The sequence below is a fragment of the Bradyrhizobium sp. CCGB01 genome, assembly GCF_024199795.1.
Taxonomy (GTDB): Bacteria; Pseudomonadota; Alphaproteobacteria; order Rhizobiales; family Xanthobacteraceae; genus Bradyrhizobium.
In genome coordinates, this window is record NZ_JANADK010000001.1 from 2230015 (window position 1) to 2246927 (window position 16913).

The 16913-nt window shown below is 64.3% G+C and carries 14 protein-coding genes and 1 pseudogene; 14 read left to right on the top strand and 1 reads right to left on the bottom strand.

Going from position 1 to position 16913, the window contains the following annotated elements:
- Positions 1-25: 25 nt before the first annotated feature.
- The 9 genes and pseudogenes from NLM25_RS10015 to NLM25_RS10055 all read left to right on the top strand — a co-directional run bounded on the left by NLM25_RS10015 (position 26) and on the right by NLM25_RS10055 (position 10405).
- Positions 26-1713 (top strand): annotated as a pseudogene (locus tag NLM25_RS10015) (arylsulfatase).
- 36 nt (positions 1714-1749) lie between these two features.
- Positions 1750-2754 (top strand): HAD family phosphatase, encoded by a 1005-nt coding sequence (locus NLM25_RS10020; RefSeq protein ID WP_254136826.1) that lies wholly within the window; start codon positions 1750-1752, stop codon positions 2752-2754.
- A 140-nt stretch (positions 2755-2894) separates the two neighbouring features.
- Complete coding sequence (locus NLM25_RS10025; RefSeq protein WP_254116726.1) at positions 2895-3344, top strand: hypothetical protein; 450 nt, start codon at positions 2895-2897, stop codon at positions 3342-3344.
- 33 nt (positions 3345-3377) lie between these two features.
- Positions 3378-3617 (top strand): DUF3302 domain-containing protein, encoded by a 240-nt coding sequence (locus tag NLM25_RS10030; protein WP_254116727.1) that lies wholly within the window; start codon positions 3378-3380, stop codon positions 3615-3617.
- The gene (locus tag NLM25_RS10035; protein WP_254136827.1) at positions 3617-4558 is read left to right on the top strand and encodes an HlyD family secretion protein; all 942 of its coding nucleotides are present in this window, start codon (positions 3617-3619) and stop codon (positions 4556-4558) included. Before NLM25_RS10030 ends, NLM25_RS10035 begins: the two co-directional genes overlap by 1 nt.
- Before the next feature lie 195 nt (positions 4559-4753).
- Positions 4754-6181 (top strand): DUF1254 domain-containing protein, encoded by a 1428-nt coding sequence (locus NLM25_RS10040; RefSeq protein WP_254136828.1) that lies wholly within the window; start codon positions 4754-4756, stop codon positions 6179-6181.
- Positions 6182-6257: 76 nt separating this feature from the next.
- Complete coding sequence (locus NLM25_RS10045) at positions 6258-7274, top strand: transporter (RefSeq protein ID WP_254136829.1); 1017 nt, start codon at positions 6258-6260, stop codon at positions 7272-7274.
- A gap of 21 nt (positions 7275-7295) precedes the next feature.
- Complete coding sequence (locus NLM25_RS10050) at positions 7296-9401, top strand: adenylate/guanylate cyclase domain-containing protein (RefSeq protein ID WP_254136830.1); 2106 nt, start codon at positions 7296-7298, stop codon at positions 9399-9401.
- Positions 9402-9445: 44 nt separating this feature from the next.
- Positions 9446-10405, top strand: a complete 960-nt coding sequence (locus NLM25_RS10055; RefSeq protein WP_254141147.1) for an ABC transporter substrate-binding protein — start codon at positions 9446-9448, stop codon at positions 10403-10405.
- Between the two features lie 79 nt (positions 10406-10484).
- On the opposite strand, the gene NLM25_RS10060 is transcribed toward NLM25_RS10055, so the two are convergent.
- A complete protein-coding gene (locus NLM25_RS10060) occupies positions 10485-11621 on the bottom strand; it encodes an HD domain-containing phosphohydrolase (protein ID WP_254136831.1) in 1137 nt (378 codons plus the stop codon).
- 285 nt (positions 11622-11906) lie between these two features.
- Between NLM25_RS10060 and NLM25_RS10065 the strand changes: the two genes are divergently transcribed.
- From NLM25_RS10065 to NLM25_RS10085, 5 genes are read left to right on the top strand one after another with little or no spacing between them, the layout of a single operon-like run.
- Positions 11907-12230: a lipid asymmetry maintenance protein MlaB gene (locus NLM25_RS10065; RefSeq protein ID WP_254116733.1), complete on the top strand. Its 324-nt coding sequence runs from the start codon at positions 11907-11909 to the stop codon at positions 12228-12230.
- On the top strand, positions 12230-12595 hold the full coding sequence (locus NLM25_RS10070; protein ID WP_018644022.1) for a response regulator: 366 nt from the start codon (positions 12230-12232) through the stop codon (positions 12593-12595). Before NLM25_RS10065 ends, NLM25_RS10070 begins: the two co-directional genes overlap by 1 nt.
- A complete protein-coding gene (locus tag NLM25_RS10075; protein WP_254136832.1) occupies positions 12592-14664 on the top strand; it encodes a chemotaxis protein CheA in 2073 nt (690 codons plus the stop codon). The genes NLM25_RS10070 and NLM25_RS10075 overlap by 4 nt, the downstream gene beginning before the upstream one ends.
- Positions 14664-15125 carry a chemotaxis protein CheW gene (locus tag NLM25_RS10080; RefSeq protein WP_254116735.1) on the top strand — a complete coding sequence of 154 codons (462 nt, stop codon included), beginning with the start codon at positions 14664-14666 and terminating at the stop codon, positions 15123-15125. Before NLM25_RS10075 ends, NLM25_RS10080 begins: the two co-directional genes overlap by 1 nt.
- Positions 15126-15162: 37 nt before the next feature.
- On the top strand, positions 15163-16857 hold the full coding sequence (locus NLM25_RS10085; protein ID WP_254136833.1) for a methyl-accepting chemotaxis protein: 1695 nt from the start codon (positions 15163-15165) through the stop codon (positions 16855-16857).
- Positions 16858-16913 lie beyond the last annotated feature (56 nt).

The following is a 16913-nucleotide window of genomic DNA, read 5'->3' on the forward strand; positions in this document are numbered from 1 at the left end:
AATCACGTGGATCAAGGAGCGTCGAATGACCAACGAGACGAAGACCGCGAACAATCCCGTTACCGACTCCAACAGCAGCGACAATTCAGCCATCCATCGCCGGGCCGTGCTGCTCGGCACATCGTCCATCGTTGCCGCTGCGGCGCTGACATCGCAGGCGCTCGCGCAGGCACAGAAAGCCGCACCTTCGCCGTCGCCGGCCGCAGCGCCGCCGCCAGGTGGCCGCAAGCCCAACATTCTCGTCATCTTCGGCGATGACATCGGAATTCCCAGATCAGCGCCTACACCATGGGCATGATGGGCTATCGCACGCCCAACATCGACCGGATCGCGCGCGAAGGCGCGATCTTCACCGATTCCTACGGCCAGCAGAGCTGCACGGCGGGCCGCGCGTCCTTCATCCTTGGCCAGGAGCCGTTCCGGACCGGCCTTCTCACCATCGGCATGCCCGGCGATCCCCACGGCATCCAGGACTGGATGCCGACGATTGCGGACGTGATGAAAGCGCAAGGTTACGCAACCGGTCAGTTCGGCAAGAACCATCTTGGTGACCGTGACGAGCATTTGCCGACCAAGCACGGCTTCGACGAATTCTTCGGTAATCTCTACCATCTCAACGCGGAGGAAGAGCCTGAGGGCTATTTCTATCCGAAGGACCCGAACTTCCGGAAGCAGTTCGGGCCGCGTGGCGTCATCAAGTCATCCGCGGACGGCAAGATCGAGGACACCGGCCCGCTCAACACCGCGCGCATGCCGACAGTCGACGAGGAGTTCCTGGGGGCCGCCAAGGACTTCATTGGCCGGCAGGCCAGAGCCGACAAGCCGTTCTTCGTCTGGTTCAACTCGACGCGCATGCACGTCTTCACCCATCTCAAGAAGGAGTCGCTCGGCAAGACCGGCAAGGGTATTCACGCCGACGGCATGGTGGAGCACGACGGGATGGTCGGCGAGTTGCTGAAGCAACTCGACGATCTCGGCATCGCCGACAACACCATCGTGCTCTACACCACGGACAACGGCGCAGAGATCGCGCTGTGGCCTGATGGCGCCATGACCCCGTTCCACGGCGAGAAGGGCACAACATGGGAAGGCGGCATGCGCATTCCGATGATGGTGCGTTGGCCGGGCGTGGTGAAGCCGGGCACGCAATACAACGAGATCATCTCGCTGATCGATTGGTTCCCGACGCTGGCAGCCGCGGCGGGAATCCCCGATATCAAGGAGAAGATGAAGACAGGGTTTTCCGGCGCTGGCGGCAAGAATTTCAAGGTGCATCTCGACGGCTATAATTTCCTTCCGTTCTTCAAGGGAGAGACGACCACGCCGCCGCGCGATGCAATCTACTACTTCGATCAGGGCGGCAATCTCAACGCGATTAGGTGGAACGACTGGAAGCTGAGCTTCGCCTCTTCCAAGGGAAATATTGCGACCGGTACCCGTGAGGTGACCGCTTGGTCGCTGATCGCAAACCTGCGCATGGACCCCTATGAACGAGGTCTGGAGGAGGGCGGGGGAGCCATACAATTCCTCGCCCAGAACATGTGGCTGATCGTGCCCGTGCAGGGAAAGATCAAGGAGTTCTTCTCCGATTTCGATCAGTTCCCCTACCAGGAAGGCAGCTCGCTGAATGCGGGCGGCATCAACTACAGCCTGCTGCGGCAGCAGGCTGCATTGAAGCGGCTCAACGACCTCGAACGCTTGAAGCCGCAATAGTGAGAGGTGCAATAACGGCAAGGAAGGGCAGTTGCGATGATCAACCGGCTTGGCGTCATGCTACTTGCATGTCTCGTGTCCATTGGCGTCGCGGTGGCGCAGCCGGCCGATCCATTGCCGTCCTGGAACGACGGCGCGGCGAAGAAGGCGATTGCCGACTTCGTCGCGCGCGTCACGCGTGACGGCGGGCCGGATTTCGTCCCGCCCGCCGAACGCATCGCGGTTTTCGACAATGACGGGACACTTTGGTGCGAGCAGCCGATGTATTTCCAGCTCGCGTTCGCGATCGACCAGGTCAAGGCGATGGCACCGAAGCACCCGGAGTGGAAGCAGAAGCAGCCGTTCAAGGCGCTGCTCGACAAGGACACCAAGGCACTCGCCGAGTCCGGGCAGAAGGGACTTCTGCAAATCGTTGCGGCGACGCATGCGGGCATGACGACGGATGCTTTCTCGAAGTCCGTCACCGACTGGCTCTCCACCGCGCGCCATCCGCGGTTCGAGCGGCCCTACAACAGCCTTGTCTACCAGCCGATGCTGGAGCTCCTGGCCTATTTGCGGGCCAACGGCTTCAAGACGTTCATCGTGTCAGGCGGCGGCGTCGAGTTCATGCGGCCCTGGGTCGAGAAGGCCTACGGCATCCCACCCGAGCAGGTGGTCGGCTCGTCCGGCGTCGTGCAATTCGAGACCGCTACGGATGGCAAGCCGCAATTGATGAAGCTCGCCAAGATCGAGTTCATCGACGACGGCGCCGGCAAGCCGGTCGGGATCAACCGGTTCATCGGACGGCGTCCGATCTTCGCCTTCGGCAACTCCGACGGCGATCTGCAGATGCTGCAGTGGACGACCGCCGGAGCGGGCGCGCGCTTTGCGGGCATCGTGCATCACACCGACGCGGCGCGCGAATACGCCTACGACCGTCAATCCAAGTTCGGCAAGCTCGACAAGGCGCTCGACGCGGCCGGGGTCGCCGGGTGGACCGTCGTCGACATGAAGCAGGATTGGAAGGAGGTGTTTCCGGCGAAACCAGACGCCAAGCCCTGAGCGGCCGCCGCAAGTGGCGCTCGAATTCCGGCGCACAGCACATTTGAAAAACAGCAACGGGAAGCATGAAGAGGAACAAAATGTCTATTCAAGCGCGCACAACTTCGCTGGCAACGGCTCTTGTTTTGCTGGCATCCGGCGTGTCCCTGTCCGTTGAGACGGTGTCCGCCGCGCCACTTCAACCCGGTGCAATACACCAGGACGCGGTCGCATCGCCCGACCTCATCGAGGTGCGCGCCGCCGGGCGCCGCGGCGGGGCGGCAGTCGGTCCTCGTGGCGGTGCAGTCGTTCATCGTGGCGGGGCTGCCGTTGGTCCGCGTGGAGCGGCCTATCGCGGTACCACCGCCGTCAGGGGACCGCGCGGCAACGTCGCGGTTCGCCACACGACGGCGGTCGCCGGCCGCGGCGGCTGGGCGCGACCGGGCTGGTACGGCTGGCCGAGAGGTGGCGCCATCGCGGCCGGTGCGGCCATCGGCATGGTGACAGCGGCGACGGCCGCAGCGTGGGCAGGTGCTGCGCCTGCGCCCGGCATGTGCTGGTACTACACCGATCCGTCCCGGACGCAGGGCTTCTGGGACTACTGCCAGTGATGGCAACGCTCCGATGAAACGGAGGTCACCGCCATGAGCGGCTACGACATCTTCGCCTGGATCGTGCTGGTGATCCTGCTTGCCAGTGCGATCGCCGTGGTCTGCATCGCCGGATGGCTGCCCGGGCACATCGCGAAATCGCGTAATCATCCGCATGCGCAAGCCGTGATGGTCGCAGGCTGGATCACGCTGTTTTTCGGCTTCGCATTGTGGCCGATCGCCTTCATCTGGGCCTATCTCGACGTGCCCGCGCGCAAGGCAGGAGATGCGTGATGGCCGTTGCAATTCTCAATATCTACCTCGTGCTGCTCTTCCTGCTGGTGCACTTCAAGATCGTGCCCTTCAACCTGTTCTGGAAAGTGTCTCCGGCGATCGTAATGGTGGTCGTGCTGCTGGGGCTGCTGATCCCGATGGGATGGGGCGCACCGCAGGGCAATGCGCTGGTCGTACGTAACGCCGTCTCGATCGTGCCCGACGTGGCGGGCGAGGTGACGGACGTACCGGTCATCGCCAACGCGCCGCTCAAATCCGGCGACGTGCTGTTCAAGATCGACCCGACGCCTTACGCAGCGCAAGTCAAGGCGATCGACGCCCAGTTCAAGCTCGCCAAGACGCGTCTCGGTCAGATGACGCAGCTGTTCGAACGCGATGCCGGGCGCGGCTTCGATGTCGAGCAGCGGCAGTCCGAGGTCGACCAGCTGTCCGGCCAACTGGAGTCCGCGCAATGGAATCTCGACAAGACCGTCGTACGCGCACCGGCAGACGGTTACGTCACCAACCTCGCGCTGCGCAAGGGGGCGCGTGTGTCTAGCCTGCCACTGTCGCCGGTGATGGCCTTCATCGATACGTCCTCGACCATCATCGGCATCGAGATCAACCAGATCGATGCGCGCTATATCGCACCCGGTCAGGAGGTCGAGGCCACCTTCAAATTTGCGCCCGGGCAAATCTACGCCGGCAAGGTCGAGAGCGTGCTCCAGGCGATCGCACCGGGACAGACGCAGACCTCGGGCACGGCGGTCCTGCCGAAGGCGATCGAGGCCGCGCCGTTCGTCGTCCGGGTCAGGCTCGAGGATGCGGAGTTTGCGAGGCGCCTGCCGGCCGGCAGCGCCGGCACGGCGGCGATCTACACCGACCACGTCAAGCCGGCCCACATCGTCCGTCGCGTGGTCCTGCGTCAGCTCGCGATCCTGAACTACGTCAATCCGTTCTGAATGAGAGGAAGTAATGAGAATAGCCGCACTGCCCGCCTCGATCTTTCTTCTAAGTATCCCGGTTGCACATGCGCAATCACCGGTGCCGGTGACGGTCGACAATTTCACCCGCGCGACGCCCGGAGATCTTGAGCGGCAAGTGGAAATTCCCCGAGCCGCAGCCGGCGAGTGGAACGTAGAGCGAGGGAGGCTGTGATGAGAAGAGCAATCGTCGGCGCCGTTGCCCTGGTTCTATCGGTCCTCAGCGCGCATGCCCAGAATATGTCGCCGGACGAGCTCGCCGCGCGCAACATTCAGCGTCGTGCGGTCGAGGCGATGATCTGGGGCATGCCGGCGGTGAACGCCGATCTGATGCTTCAGACCATGCTCAAGATGACGAAGGCGAAGCCGAACGAGATCGTCTACTGGTCGAAGCCGGTGAACTGGAAGAACCAGACGCTGACGCCCAATCCGGATTCGATCTACTTCATGTCGTTCTGGAACGTGAAGGACGGGCCGGTGGTGGTCGAGATTCCGCCGGCGCAGGGCGGCTCGATCGCCGGCAACATCGTGACGCTCTGGCAGATGCCGCTGGAGGATACTGGTCCCGAAGGCGCCGACAAGGGGCAGGGCGGCAAGTATCTGATCCTGCCGCCTGGGCATAAGGGTGAGGTGCCTGCGGGCTACATTGCACTCCAGCCCGACGTGTTCAGCGGCTTTGCGCTGCTGCGCTCAAATCTCGTCAGCCATGGCGATGCCGATGTCGAGAAGTCGGTGGCCTACGGCAAGCAGATCAAGGTTTATCCGCTCGCGAGCGCGAAGGAGCCGCCGCCGACGAACTTCACGGACGCTTACGACGTCCTGTTCGACGCGACGATTCCCTACGATGCGAGCTTCTACCGCGGCCTCGACCGCGTGGTGCAGAACGAGCCGTGGCTCGATCGCGACCGCGCCATGATCGACCAACTCGCGACCATCGGAATCGTCAAGGGCAGGCCGTTCAATCCTGATCAGAAGACGGTCACGCTGCTCGACCAGGCCGCACGAGAGGCGCATGCACTCCTTGCGCAGATCTATGACGCCGGCTTCCCGGTCATCAATCCCGGCATTCGCTGGTTCCCGGCGGCCGTGCCGGAGATGGTGAAGGCGGCGAGCGGCGGCTACGGCGACCCGAATGCCTATCCGGTCGACATGCGCGGCGTGACCTACACGCTCGGCTACACCGGCATCAAGCGGCTCGGCACCGCGCAGTTCTATCTGATGGCCAACAAGGACAAGGATGGTCAGGACTTTGACGGTAGCGTCACCTATCGCTTGAGCGTGCCGGCAAACGCGCCGGTGAAGCAGTACTGGTCGGCCACCGTCTACGACCGCGAGACCCATGCGCTGGTGCGCAACATGCCGCGCGCGAGCCGCGCGTCGATCAGCCCGGGTCTTCAAAAAAACGCCGACGGCTCCGTCGATGTCTATTTCGGTCCGAAGGCGCCGGACGGCAAGGATGCCAATTGGGTGCCCACTGATCCCACCCGAAAATTCGAGTTGCTTTTCCGTCTTTACGGGCCGGAGAAGCCGTTGTTCGATCACAGCTGGAGATTGCCTGACGTCGAGCGGGTCGCAACCACAATTGGAGGCGCCACGAAATAGGCGGGCCGCGACGAGAGCTAAGGACAGGCATGACCTGTCGGGGTGGACGACTTGATGGAACGGAAGGGGACGTGACATGAGGGGACATCTAGGAAAGGCCGGGTTTGCAGCCACATTGGCGTTGACCAGCTTCTCTGCCCAGCCCGCGCTGGCGGATTCGGGCGGCGTGGGCTTCTGGCTTCCGGGCATCTTCGGCAGCCTTGCCGCCGTTCCGGTGACGCCGGGCTGGGCCTATTCCACCATCTACATCCATCTAAACGAGAAAGGGGGCGGAGGGCAGAATTTCGTCACCAGCGGGGGCGTACCCGGCTCGGTGACCGCCGGCCTCAATGCGCACGCCGATGTGCTCGTTCAGGGCATCACCTACACCTCCGCGATGCCTGTGCTCGGCGGTCAGGCCGCGGTCACGCTGATCACCGCGCCTGGCAACATCGGCGTCGGCGTCGACGCGACGCTGACCGGTCCACGCGGCAACACCATCTCGGGAAGCGCGACCGACAACCGCACCACGCTGACCGACGTGTTCTACCAGGGCACGCTGAAATGGAATCAGGGCGTTCACAACGAGATGGTCTACATCACCGGCAACATCCCGAGCGGCACCTACGATTCCAGCCGGCTCGCCAATTTGAGCTTCGGCTTTCCCGCGATCGACGCGGGAGCCGGCTACACCTATCTCGACCTGAAAACCGGCCATGAGTTCTCGATCGTCGGCGGGCTCACCTACAATTTCACGAACCCGTTTCTCCAGTACCAGAACGGCATCGATTTCCACATCGACTGGGCCGCGTCGCAGTTCGTCAGCAAGACCGTTCACGTCGGGGTCGCCGGCTATTTCTTCCAGCAGATCACGGACGACAGGGGGCCCGGTGCGAAGCTTGGCGGCTTCAGGGGGCAGGCCGTCGGCATCGGCCCGCAGATCGGATTCATGATCCCGATGTCGGACGGCTACCAGGGCTATCTCAATGTCAGGGGATACAAGGACCTCGAGGTCGAAAACCGTCCGAACAGCTGGTCGACGTGGGTTACCTTCTCGGTCTCGCAGGCGGCGCCCGCGACGGCCCCGTCGAAACCGATCGTTCGAAAATATTAATGGAGGCGTCACGGAGCTCCGATGACCGGAGACCGCACTAGCAAGCGCGCGTTGCGCATCGGCTTTCAGACATCGATCATCACGGTGTTCGTGGCCGTCGTGCTGCTCGTGGGCTTGACGCTGGTCTATCTCAGCTTCGAACGCGTGACGGTGATCACGCGGGCCGCGGCCAGCGGCTTCATCGAGAAAGTGGCCCAGCTCGGCGCCGATCACGTCGATGAGCAGTTCAAGAACGTCCGCGACAATCTCGACATCCTGTCCGGCCTGCCATCGATTCAGGAGGCCGAGATTGCCGACAATTCGCGGCTGTACGTTCTGATGGCTGCGATGCTGCGGAACAACCCGCAGCTCTTCAATCTCTATGTCGGTTACGAGGACGGCTCCTTCATCGAGATGGACGTCATCGACCGCGCCAATTCGGCCTTCAGGAAGGGACTGAACGTCGACCAGGATGCAGCTTTCCGGCTGGTCGTGATATCGCGCACGGCCGGCGCCAAGCCTGTCACCCAGTTTCTGTCGGAGAACCTCATCCAGGTTGCGGAAGTCGCTGGCCCCGCAGGTTACGACCCGCGGCAGCGGCCATGGTATGTCGAGGCGTTCAAGAACGACAAGACGCTGCTGACCGGCCCCTACGTCTTCTATGCCACGGGCGAGCCCGGCTACACGCTGCGGTCGCCGCTGAGGGAAGGGCGTCGCGGCGTCGTCGCCGGCGACGTGCTTCTGAACCGGTTCGAGGACATGCTGGCGCAGCAGAAGATCGGGCACTCCGGTCTCGCTTTCCTGTTCAACGAATCCGGTCGCATCGTTGGTCACCCCGAAATGAGCCGCTTGATGGCGGAGATACCGGAACGGCAGGACGATCTGCCGCAGATCAGCGCGCTCCGGCTGCCCGCGATCGCACCGATCATCGCCTCCTGGCGGCAGGGTGGGCCGGCGCAGCAGTTCTTCGAGGATGCGTCGGATCGAACCTACGTCGCGGCAGTGCATCGGCTTGCGACCACCGGGTCCGCCAATGTCTCCATTGCGATGATCGCGCCGCTCGACGAATTCTACTCGCGGATCGTCGGCGAACGCCGCACGCTGTTCGCCCTTGCGCTCGCATTCGTGGGCGCCACCCTGCCATTCGCGTTCTGGCTGGGATCGCTGATGGCGCGGCCGCTGCGGAAGATCGTCGATCAGACCGACGAGATCCAGCGCTTTCAGATCGCAGAGCGGCCGCGGATTCATTCTGTCATCGCCGAGATCGAGGAACTCGGCCGCTCGGTTTTCACCATGCGCAACGTGGTGCGGAGTTTTGCGAGCTTCATTCCTCGCCAGGTCGTGCGGCAGTTGATCGAAACCGGGTCCTCGCTCAGCCTCGGCGGGGCCAGGCGCGAGGTCACGGTTCTGTTCACCGACGTCGCCGACTTCACCGCCAAGACCGAGAGGGCCGACCCGTCGCAGGTGATGGTCTACACCTCGCGCTACTTCGCTGCGCTGTCGGACGAGATCATGCGGCATCAGGGCACGATCGACAAATATATCGGCGATGCCGTGATGGCGTTCTGGAACGCGCCGGCGGATGATCCGAACCACACCGTCAACGCGTGTCGCGCCATCCTGGCATGCCTTGCGGCGAACGAGGCGCTCAACAAGGAGTTTCGGCGCGAGGGCTGGCCGCCTTACGAGACCCGCTTCGGCTTGCATGTCGGCGATGCCGTCGTCGGCAATATCGGGTCGAGCGACCGGATGAACTACACGGCGCTCGGCGCGACCATCAACCTGGCGTCACGGCTGGAGGGCTTGAACAAGAATTACGGTACGCGCGTTCTGGTCAGCGCCGCCGTCCGCGCACGTGCCAGTCATGCGTTCCTGTTTCGAAGCGTCGACAGCATCAGGCCCAAGGGATTTGCCGATGCGATCGAGGTGAGCGAGCTGCGTGGCGAGCTTGCGGAGGCAAGCGAGGCCGACATTGCGATGTGCCGGCGCTGGGACGAAGTTTTCGCCTCGATCGCACGGGAGGGCGCGGCCGAGACGACCCTGGCTCAGCTCTCCGGCTTCATGCTCGATTATCCCAGGGACGGCATCGCGCAACATCATGTCCAGCAGTTGCGTGCCTCCGGGCCGAACAAAGGGCAGGCGGCGTGAACGCGCGTCGCGTCAGCCGGCGGCAATTGCTGCACCGGGCGGCGATGCTGGCCGTTACCCCGACGCTGGCCGCGCCGGCGCTGGCCCAGGCCCGCGCAAAGATCAGGCTCGGCTATCTCCACGTCGTCGCCGTGGATGGCCACATCTGGACCGGGCTCGATCGCGGTACGTTCGACAGGCAGGGGATCGACTTCGAATTGCTGGAGTTCAACACCGGGCCGGAAGTGTTCGAGGCGATGGCGAAAGGCCAGATCGACGTGCTTTCGGCGGGCGGGGTCATCTCGAGCTATCTGGCGCGCGGCGCCGGGCGCGGCTTCCTCATCAACGACATCGAGATCGCCACGGCCCAGCTCTGGGTCAGGCCGGCCCTCGGGGTGGACGGTTTCGCCGCTCTGAGGGGCAAGCGGATCGCAACGACCAGGCAGACGACGGCGCACATCTTCCTGGATCGCGCGCTGCGTGCCAATTCCAACAATCCGTCGGAGGTCGAGGTCGTCAACGGCAGCATGTCGGCTGCGGTCAAGGCGTTCATCGCCGGCGAGGTCCCGGCCGTGGCACTCTGGGTGCCGTTCAATATCGCCGTGCGCGAGGCCGTGCCCGACGCGGTCAGGCTCGTGGATGCGTCGGCGTTCTATCCGCAATCCGCCGTCCTCGGCGGCTGGGCGGCCCGCGTCGACTATGCTGCGGCGAACAAGGATATCCTCGGACGGGTCATTCGTGCATGGGCGGACGCCAACGACTACATGGTGCGCAGCCCTGCGGCCGCCGCCGAAGCTCTCCAGAAGAAGCACTACAGCCAGGCCGCGGTCGCGGACATTGTCGAGGCTTTCAAGGCGCAGAAGCTGTTTTCGTCGCGGGAATGGAAGCGATTATACACCGATGGGACCGTGGTGAAGTGGCTTCAGCAGGTCAGCGATTTCTTCATGGCGGACGCCGGCATCACAGGCGCTGTGCGCGCGTCTGATTACTTCGACACACAGCTCTATCTGGACATCGTGCAGTAGCCCGGTTCGTTCACGCCCCTCGTCAGGCAAGATGCGGCCGATCGGACGAATGCCGGATTGGCGCGGCAATCAGTTCGGGTCACGCGGCCGGGCAGGCCGTTTCCAGGCTATCCCGGGCGGGACGGCCCTCGGCGGTCTCTCTCATGGGGGCCGTGGAGGCCACGGCTTTTTGAAGCAGGGCTGCGCCCCGCCCGGCGGCGATCCCCACGACCTCGTCCCAGCGCGACAGGAAAGCCTCGACGCAGGCCGGATCGAACTGCCGGCCCTGGTTCTCGATCAGGTAGTTGCGCGCGACGTCCAGCGGCATCGGCTCTTTATATGGCCGGCGCGTCGTCAGGGCGTCGAACACGTCGGCGACCGCGACCACGCGCGCGGCAACCGGGATCTCGTCCGCCTTGAGGCCGTTCGGATAGCCCGCGCCGTCCCAGCGTTCGTGGTGACCTGCGGCAATTTGAGCACCGAGCTGGATCAGCTCGCAGCTGGAGTCCGCCAGGATCCTTTCGCCGATCGTCGCGTGGGTCCGGATCACCGCCATCTCGTCGTCGGTCAGCTTGCCGGGCTTGAGAAGGATGCTGTCGGGGATGGCGACCTTGCCGACATCGTGCAGGGGCGCGGCCAGATAGATGTCACGGCAGAGCCGGGCCGGCAGACCGAGCTGCTCGGCGATGATGCGGCTGTAGCGGGCGACCCGCAGCGTGTGCTCGCCGGTGTCGTTGTCGCGGTATTCGACCGCGAGCGCGAGCCGCAGGATGATCTCCTCCTCGCGCTCGCCGAGCTTCTGGGTCACGGCCGCCACCGCGTTCGCGAGATCCGCGGCACGGTCGTTCTGCTTGCGTACGGCTGCACCAAGCCGCACCAAATTGCGCAGGCGCACCGTCATCTCGACGCTCTGTGGCTGTTTCGGTAAGAAATCGGTTGCACCAGCCTGCAGCGCTTCCTTCTTGACGTCATCGGTCTGTCGCGACGTGATCATCGCGATCGGGATGTCGGCGCAGCCGGGCAGGGTGCGGAAGGCGCGGATGAAGCTGATGCCGTCCATATGCGGCATCTCGTAATCGACCAGCACGAGATCGAAGACGCGCTCGCGCGCACAAGCCAGCGCCTCGACGGGATCAAGGAAGGTCGTGGCCTCGACCAGGCCTTCGGCTTCGATATGACGTTTCAGGAAATTGAGGACAGAGCGGCTGTCATCAATCAGAAGCGCTTGGGTCAGCATCGGCGGCCGGGCTCGTTCGGATGGCGAGGCATGACCTCCACGAATAGCCTTTGCGATTTAACGCGGAGCAAACGCTTGGGCTGCGGCGAACTGACTCATGAATGCGCACAACGCATGAGAATTGAGCGATCCATGCACGTCTGCATGCACAGGCGAAGTTCTTCGATATGTGACCCGTAGTTGTACGGTGATGCCCATTAAGGGTTTGCGCACTCTCCAACGCGAATAGTCGTCGTGCGGGATTCGCGCGATGCGTGCAGCGAGTCCCTGGAGTTTGGGGGACGAATGTCGTCTGATGTCACCGAGCCGAAGTGGTCCCTGCGGCTGCCGGCGGATTGCAGCATCGCTGCGATCCGCAACGTCTATGACCTGATCCGCGAAGCCTTCGGCCGGCAGGACCGGCTTGAGATCGATTGTTCGAGCGTCGACAAGGCCGACGTGACCTCGATCCAGCTTCTGCTGTCGACCGCCAGGACGGGCGAGGCCCAGGGCCGCCCGGTGGTGCTCACATCATTCTCCCAGTCTCTGCGCAACACCCTTCGCCGCGCCGGCTTCGCCAGCGATGCGATGATCGATCAGCATTTCCCGCAAAAGAAAGATGGCACCTGATGGCCACGATTCTCACGGTCGACGACTCCCCGAGCATCCGGCAGATGATCAAGGTCGTGCTCGAGCCGGCCGGTCACAGCGTGATCGAGGCCGGTGACGGCGCGCAGGGGCTTGCCAAGGCCCAGGCCGGCAAGCTCGACCTCGTCATCACCGACCTCAATATGCCCGTCATGAACGGGTTGGAGCTGATCCGCGCGCTGCGCAAGCTGCCGAGCGCGGTCGGCATGCCCATCGTGTTCCTGACCACCGAATCCAATGACGCGGTGAAGCAGGAAGCCAAGAGCGCGGGCGCCACCGGCTGGATCACCAAGCCCTTCAAGCCCGAACAGCTGCTCGCCGTCGTCGGCAAGCTGGTGCGCGCATGAGCGCGATGGACCCGACCGAGGTCTTTCGCCAGGAAGCCAGCGAGCTGTTCGAGGTCCTGGAAGGGGCCCTGCTCGATCTCGGCCAGCGTCCCGACGACCGCGAGCTGGTCGATTCCGCCTTCCGCGCCCTGCACACGATCAAGGGCTCGGGCGCCATGTTCGGCTTCGACAAGGTCGCATCCTTCACCCACGAATTCGAGACCGCGTTCGACCGCGTCCGCAAGGGCGAGATCAAGCCGACGCAGGAGCTGATCTCGGTCGCACTCGCGGCCAAGGACTATATCCGCGCGCTGATCGAGGATCCGCAGTCGACCGACGACATCATCGGCGAGGCCATCCTCGACGACCTCAAGCGCTATGTGTTTCCCGACCAGCCTGTCGCGCCCGTCGCCGAAATCGCTGAAGCGCCGCCGCTGGCCCCCAGCGAGAGCAAGCAGGCCGGCTGGCACCTGTATCTGGAATTCGAATCCCACATCCTGCGTAACGGCTCGAACCCGCTCGATCTGCTGGAAGACCTTTGCAAGCTCGGCCCGTGCTTCGTCGTGCCCGTGACCGACGGCATACCGTTCCTCGACGAGCTGGAGCCGGAAGACTGCTATCTGAAGTGGGACGTCAAGCTGCACGCGGCCTGCGACAAGGACGCGATCGACGACGTCTTCATGTTCGTCTCGGACGAGATGAAGCTGACGCTCTCGCCGCTGGAGCATGTCGAAGCGCCCGCGCCGCTACCGCTGTTGCAGCTGCTCGACGAGGAGCCGGCCCCGGTGGCCGAGATGATTGCGCCGGTGCTCGAGGCCGTCGCAGCGCCTGTTGCCGAGCAGCCCATCGCCAAGGCGGAGCCCAAAGCCGAGCCAAAGCCGGAAGCGAAGCCCGAAGCCAAGCAGGATCGCGGCATCGCCACCGTCCGGGTCCAGGCCGAGCGTCTCGACGAGTTGATGGATCGGGTCGGCGAGCTGGTCATCGCGCAGGCGCGGCTGTCGCAGCTCGCCTCGTCCGGCTCGGACCTCTCGATCAAGATGATCGCCGAGGAAATCGAGCGCCTCGCCTCCTCCCTGCGCGACACCACGATGGGCGCGCGCATGGTGCCGATCGGCTCGCTGTTCGGCCGCTTCCGCCGCCTGGTGCATGATTTGTCGCGCGACCTGTCGAAGCCGGTCGAATTCGTCACCACGGGCGAGGATACCGAGCTCGACAAGACCATGATCGAGTGCCTGGCCGATCCGCTGGTTCACCTGATCCGCAACGCCATCGACCACGGTATCGAAGACACCGCGACCCGCGCCGCCAACGGCAAGACGGAGCAGGGCCGGATCGAGCTCGCCGCCGTTCATTCCGGTGCGCAGGTGCTCGTCACCGTGAAGGACAATGGCGGCGGCTTCAACACCGCGCGCATCCGCGCGAAAGCGGAAGAGCAGGGGCTGATCGCCTCCGGCGCCGTGCTGACCGATCACGAGATCCACCAGTTCCTGTTCCACCCGGGCTTCTCGACCGCCCAGACCATCTCGGCGCTGTCCGGCCGCGGCGTCGGCATGGACGTGGTCAAGCGCACCATCGAGAACATGCGCGGCACGATCGACCTGTCGACGCGTCCGGGCCAGGGCACCACGGTGACGCTGCGCCTGCCGCTGACGCTGGCGATCATCGAAGGTCTTTTGATCCGCGTCGGCGAAGGCCGCTACATCATTCCGCTGTCGGCGGTGGAGGAATGCGTCGAGCTGACGGCCGAGGACGAACGCTCGCGCGGCCGCAACTTCCTCAACGTGCGCGGCAACCTCGTCCCGTTCCTGCGCCTGCGCGAGATCATGTCCGCCTCGGGTTCGCCCGACCGGCACCAGAAGACGATCATCATCTCGACCGGGGAGACCCGCGTCGGCCTCGTCGCCGACCAGATCATCGGCAACCACCAGACCGTGATCAAGTCGCTCTCCAAGCTGCACTCGGACGTCACGATCTTCTCGGGCGCGACGATCCTGGGCGACGGTACGGCGGCGCTGATCCTCGATGTCGCCCAGCTCGTCGCGCTGGCGCAGTCGAAGGTCGAGAAGCAGCATATCAGCGAGGCGGCGTGATGAACGAGATGCAGGCTGGCGAGCATCAGGCGGGCGCGATGCAGGTCGTGATGATCGGGCTCGGCGAGGAGAAGTTCGCGCTCGACGCGGGCCTCGTGCGCGAGATCATCGATCCCGTCCCCGTGACCAGGGTCGCGGGAGCGCGCGCCTTCGTTCCCAGCGTCATCAACGTGCGCGGCAACGTTATCCCGCTGGCGGATTTGCGCATCCGCTTCGGCATGCCGCAACTCGCGGATTCCGCCGACACGCGCATCGTCGTCATCGAGATCGAGCTCGACGGCGAGCCGGTGCTGGTCGGCATGACGGCCGACAAGGTCTACGAGGTTACGGAGATTTCGCAGGCCGATGTGCAGCAGACGCCGCGCGTCGGCATGCACTGGAAGCCGGAGTTCATCCGCTTCATCGCCAAATGGCGCGAAGAGTTCGTCATCGTTCCAAACATGGAACGCATTCTGAACTGACATGAGGTCTCGGGGGCGAGATCGGTAGGGGCTGAAGATGAGAATTACGGTCAAGGCAAAGCTTGCCAGCGCGTTCGGCGTCGTCCTGTTGCTCTCGATGGCGGCGGGCGGCCTCGCTTATGTCAAGCTGAGCGAGATGATCGACACCGCCGACAGCCTGGTGTCGCGCGCCGGCCGGATGGACCGTGCGGCGGAAATCGAAAAGGGCATTCTGCTTCAGGTTCGCGCCGAGAAGAACCTCATCGTGGCTCCCGAGAGCGAAGCGGAGCGCTTCCTCGCCGAGATTGCAAAGCAGCGTGAGACGCTTCTGAAGCTGAAGGAAGAAATCCACGCCGCGGCCTCGCCCGAGGGCAAGAAGCTGCTCGACAATTTCGGCGCCGCCTATGTGCGTATGAACGCGGTTCAGGACGAAGTCCTCAAGCTCGCGCGGACGGACAAGGCGAAGGCGGCCGAGCGCTCCATGACCGAGGTTCGCAAGGCCGTCGCCGAGGCGATGGAAGCCGGCAACGCTTACGTCACCAACGTCAAGAAGAACATGAACGACCAGGCGGCTCAGGCGCACCAGGACGGCAACCGGGCTCAGCTTCTGCTGATCTCGGCCGTGGTGGCCTCGCTCGTCATCGGTCTGATCGCCGCGATCTGGATCTCCTTCAGCATCGCGCGTGGCCTCGGCCGTGCCGTCGGCCTCGCCGGTGCGGTTGCCGATGGCGATCTCAGCCAGTCGATCAAGGTCACCAGCAACGACGAGATCGGCGATCTCGTCACCTCGCTGAATACGATGGTCGAGAAGCTCAAGCAGATCGTGGCCGAAGCGCTCACCGCCGCGCAGAACGTCTCCGCCGGCAGCCAGGAGCTCTCCGCGAGCGCCGAGCAGCTGTCGCAGGGCGCGACCGAGCAGGCCTCGTCGGCAGAGGAAGCCTCGTCCTCGATGGAGGAGATGGCTTCGAACGTGAAGCAGAACGCCGACAACGCCAACCAGACCGAGAAGATCGCCGCGCGATCGGCCCAGGATGCCGAAGCCAGCGGCGTCGCCGTCGGCCGTGCCGTCCAGGCGATGCAGACCATCGCCGAGAAGATCACGATCGTGCAGGAGATCGCGCGCCAGACCGATTTGCTCGCGCTCAACGCCGCGGTCGAGGCCGCGCGCGCCGGCGAGCACGGCAAGGGTTTTGCGGTGGTCGCCTCCGAAGTGCGCAAGCTCGCCGAACGCAGCCAGGCGGCCGCCGCCGACATCGGCACGCTGTCGACGGAAACCGTCAAGGTCGCGCAGGAAGCCGGCGACATGCTGTCCAAGCTCGTTCCCGACATCAAGAAGACCGCCGAGCTGGTCCAGGAGATCACTGCGGCCTGCCGCGAGCAGGACGTCGGCTCGGCCCAGATCAACCAGGCGATCCAGCAGCTCGACAAGGTCGGGCAGCAGAACGCCAGCGCGTCCGAGCAGGTGTCATCGACCTCCGAGGAGCTCGCCTCGCAGGCCGAGCAGCTTCAGTCGACCATCTCGTTCTTCCGCATCGAGCATGCCGGCCGCGACGAGCGCGCGCCCGCGCCGATCGACCGGGCGGTCACCCAGCTCCGTGCCAAGGCCGCGCACATGGCGGCTGCGGATCGCGGCGCGAAGAAGTCCGCGCCTGCCCGCAAGCCGGCGCGCGCGATGAAGGTCGCCAGCGGCGGCGGCTTCGCATTCGACATGCATGACGGCGAGGACGATCGCGACGCCGAGTTCCAACGCTGATCTACCGGTCCGGCCTCGTGCCGGACCGCGCCTATTCGCAAACCTTGGGACCTCTG

Bases quoted from the DNA above. Each gene is read 5' to 3' on its own strand.
- NLM25_RS10020 (WP_254136826.1), top strand. From the start codon at position 1,750: ATGATCAACCGGCTTGGCGTCATGCTACTTGCATGTCTCGTGTCCATT.
- NLM25_RS10030 (WP_254116727.1), top strand. From the start codon at position 3,378: ATGAGCGGCTACGACATCTTCGCCTGGATCGTGCTGGTGATCCTGCTT.
- NLM25_RS10035 (WP_254136827.1), top strand. From the start codon at position 3,617: ATGGCCGTTGCAATTCTCAATATCTACCTCGTGCTGCTCTTCCTGCTG.
- NLM25_RS10040 (WP_254136828.1), top strand. From the start codon at position 4,754: ATGAGAAGAGCAATCGTCGGCGCCGTTGCCCTGGTTCTATCGGTCCTC.
- NLM25_RS10045 (WP_254136829.1), top strand. From the start codon at position 6,258: ATGAGGGGACATCTAGGAAAGGCCGGGTTTGCAGCCACATTGGCGTTG.
- NLM25_RS10050 (WP_254136830.1), top strand. From the start codon at position 7,296: ATGACCGGAGACCGCACTAGCAAGCGCGCGTTGCGCATCGGCTTTCAG.
- NLM25_RS10055 (WP_254141147.1), top strand. From the start codon at position 9,446: ATGCTGGCCGTTACCCCGACGCTGGCCGCGCCGGCGCTGGCCCAGGCC.
- NLM25_RS10060 (WP_254136831.1), bottom strand. From the start codon at position 11,621: ATGCTGACCCAAGCGCTTCTGATTGATGACAGCCGCTCTGTCCTCAAT.
- NLM25_RS10065 (WP_254116733.1), top strand. From the start codon at position 11,907: ATGTCGTCTGATGTCACCGAGCCGAAGTGGTCCCTGCGGCTGCCGGCG.
- NLM25_RS10070 (WP_018644022.1), top strand. From the start codon at position 12,230: ATGGCCACGATTCTCACGGTCGACGACTCCCCGAGCATCCGGCAGATG.
- NLM25_RS10075 (WP_254136832.1), top strand. From the start codon at position 12,592: ATGAGCGCGATGGACCCGACCGAGGTCTTTCGCCAGGAAGCCAGCGAG.
- NLM25_RS10080 (WP_254116735.1), top strand. From the start codon at position 14,664: ATGAACGAGATGCAGGCTGGCGAGCATCAGGCGGGCGCGATGCAGGTC.
- NLM25_RS10085 (WP_254136833.1), top strand. From the start codon at position 15,163: ATGAGAATTACGGTCAAGGCAAAGCTTGCCAGCGCGTTCGGCGTCGTC.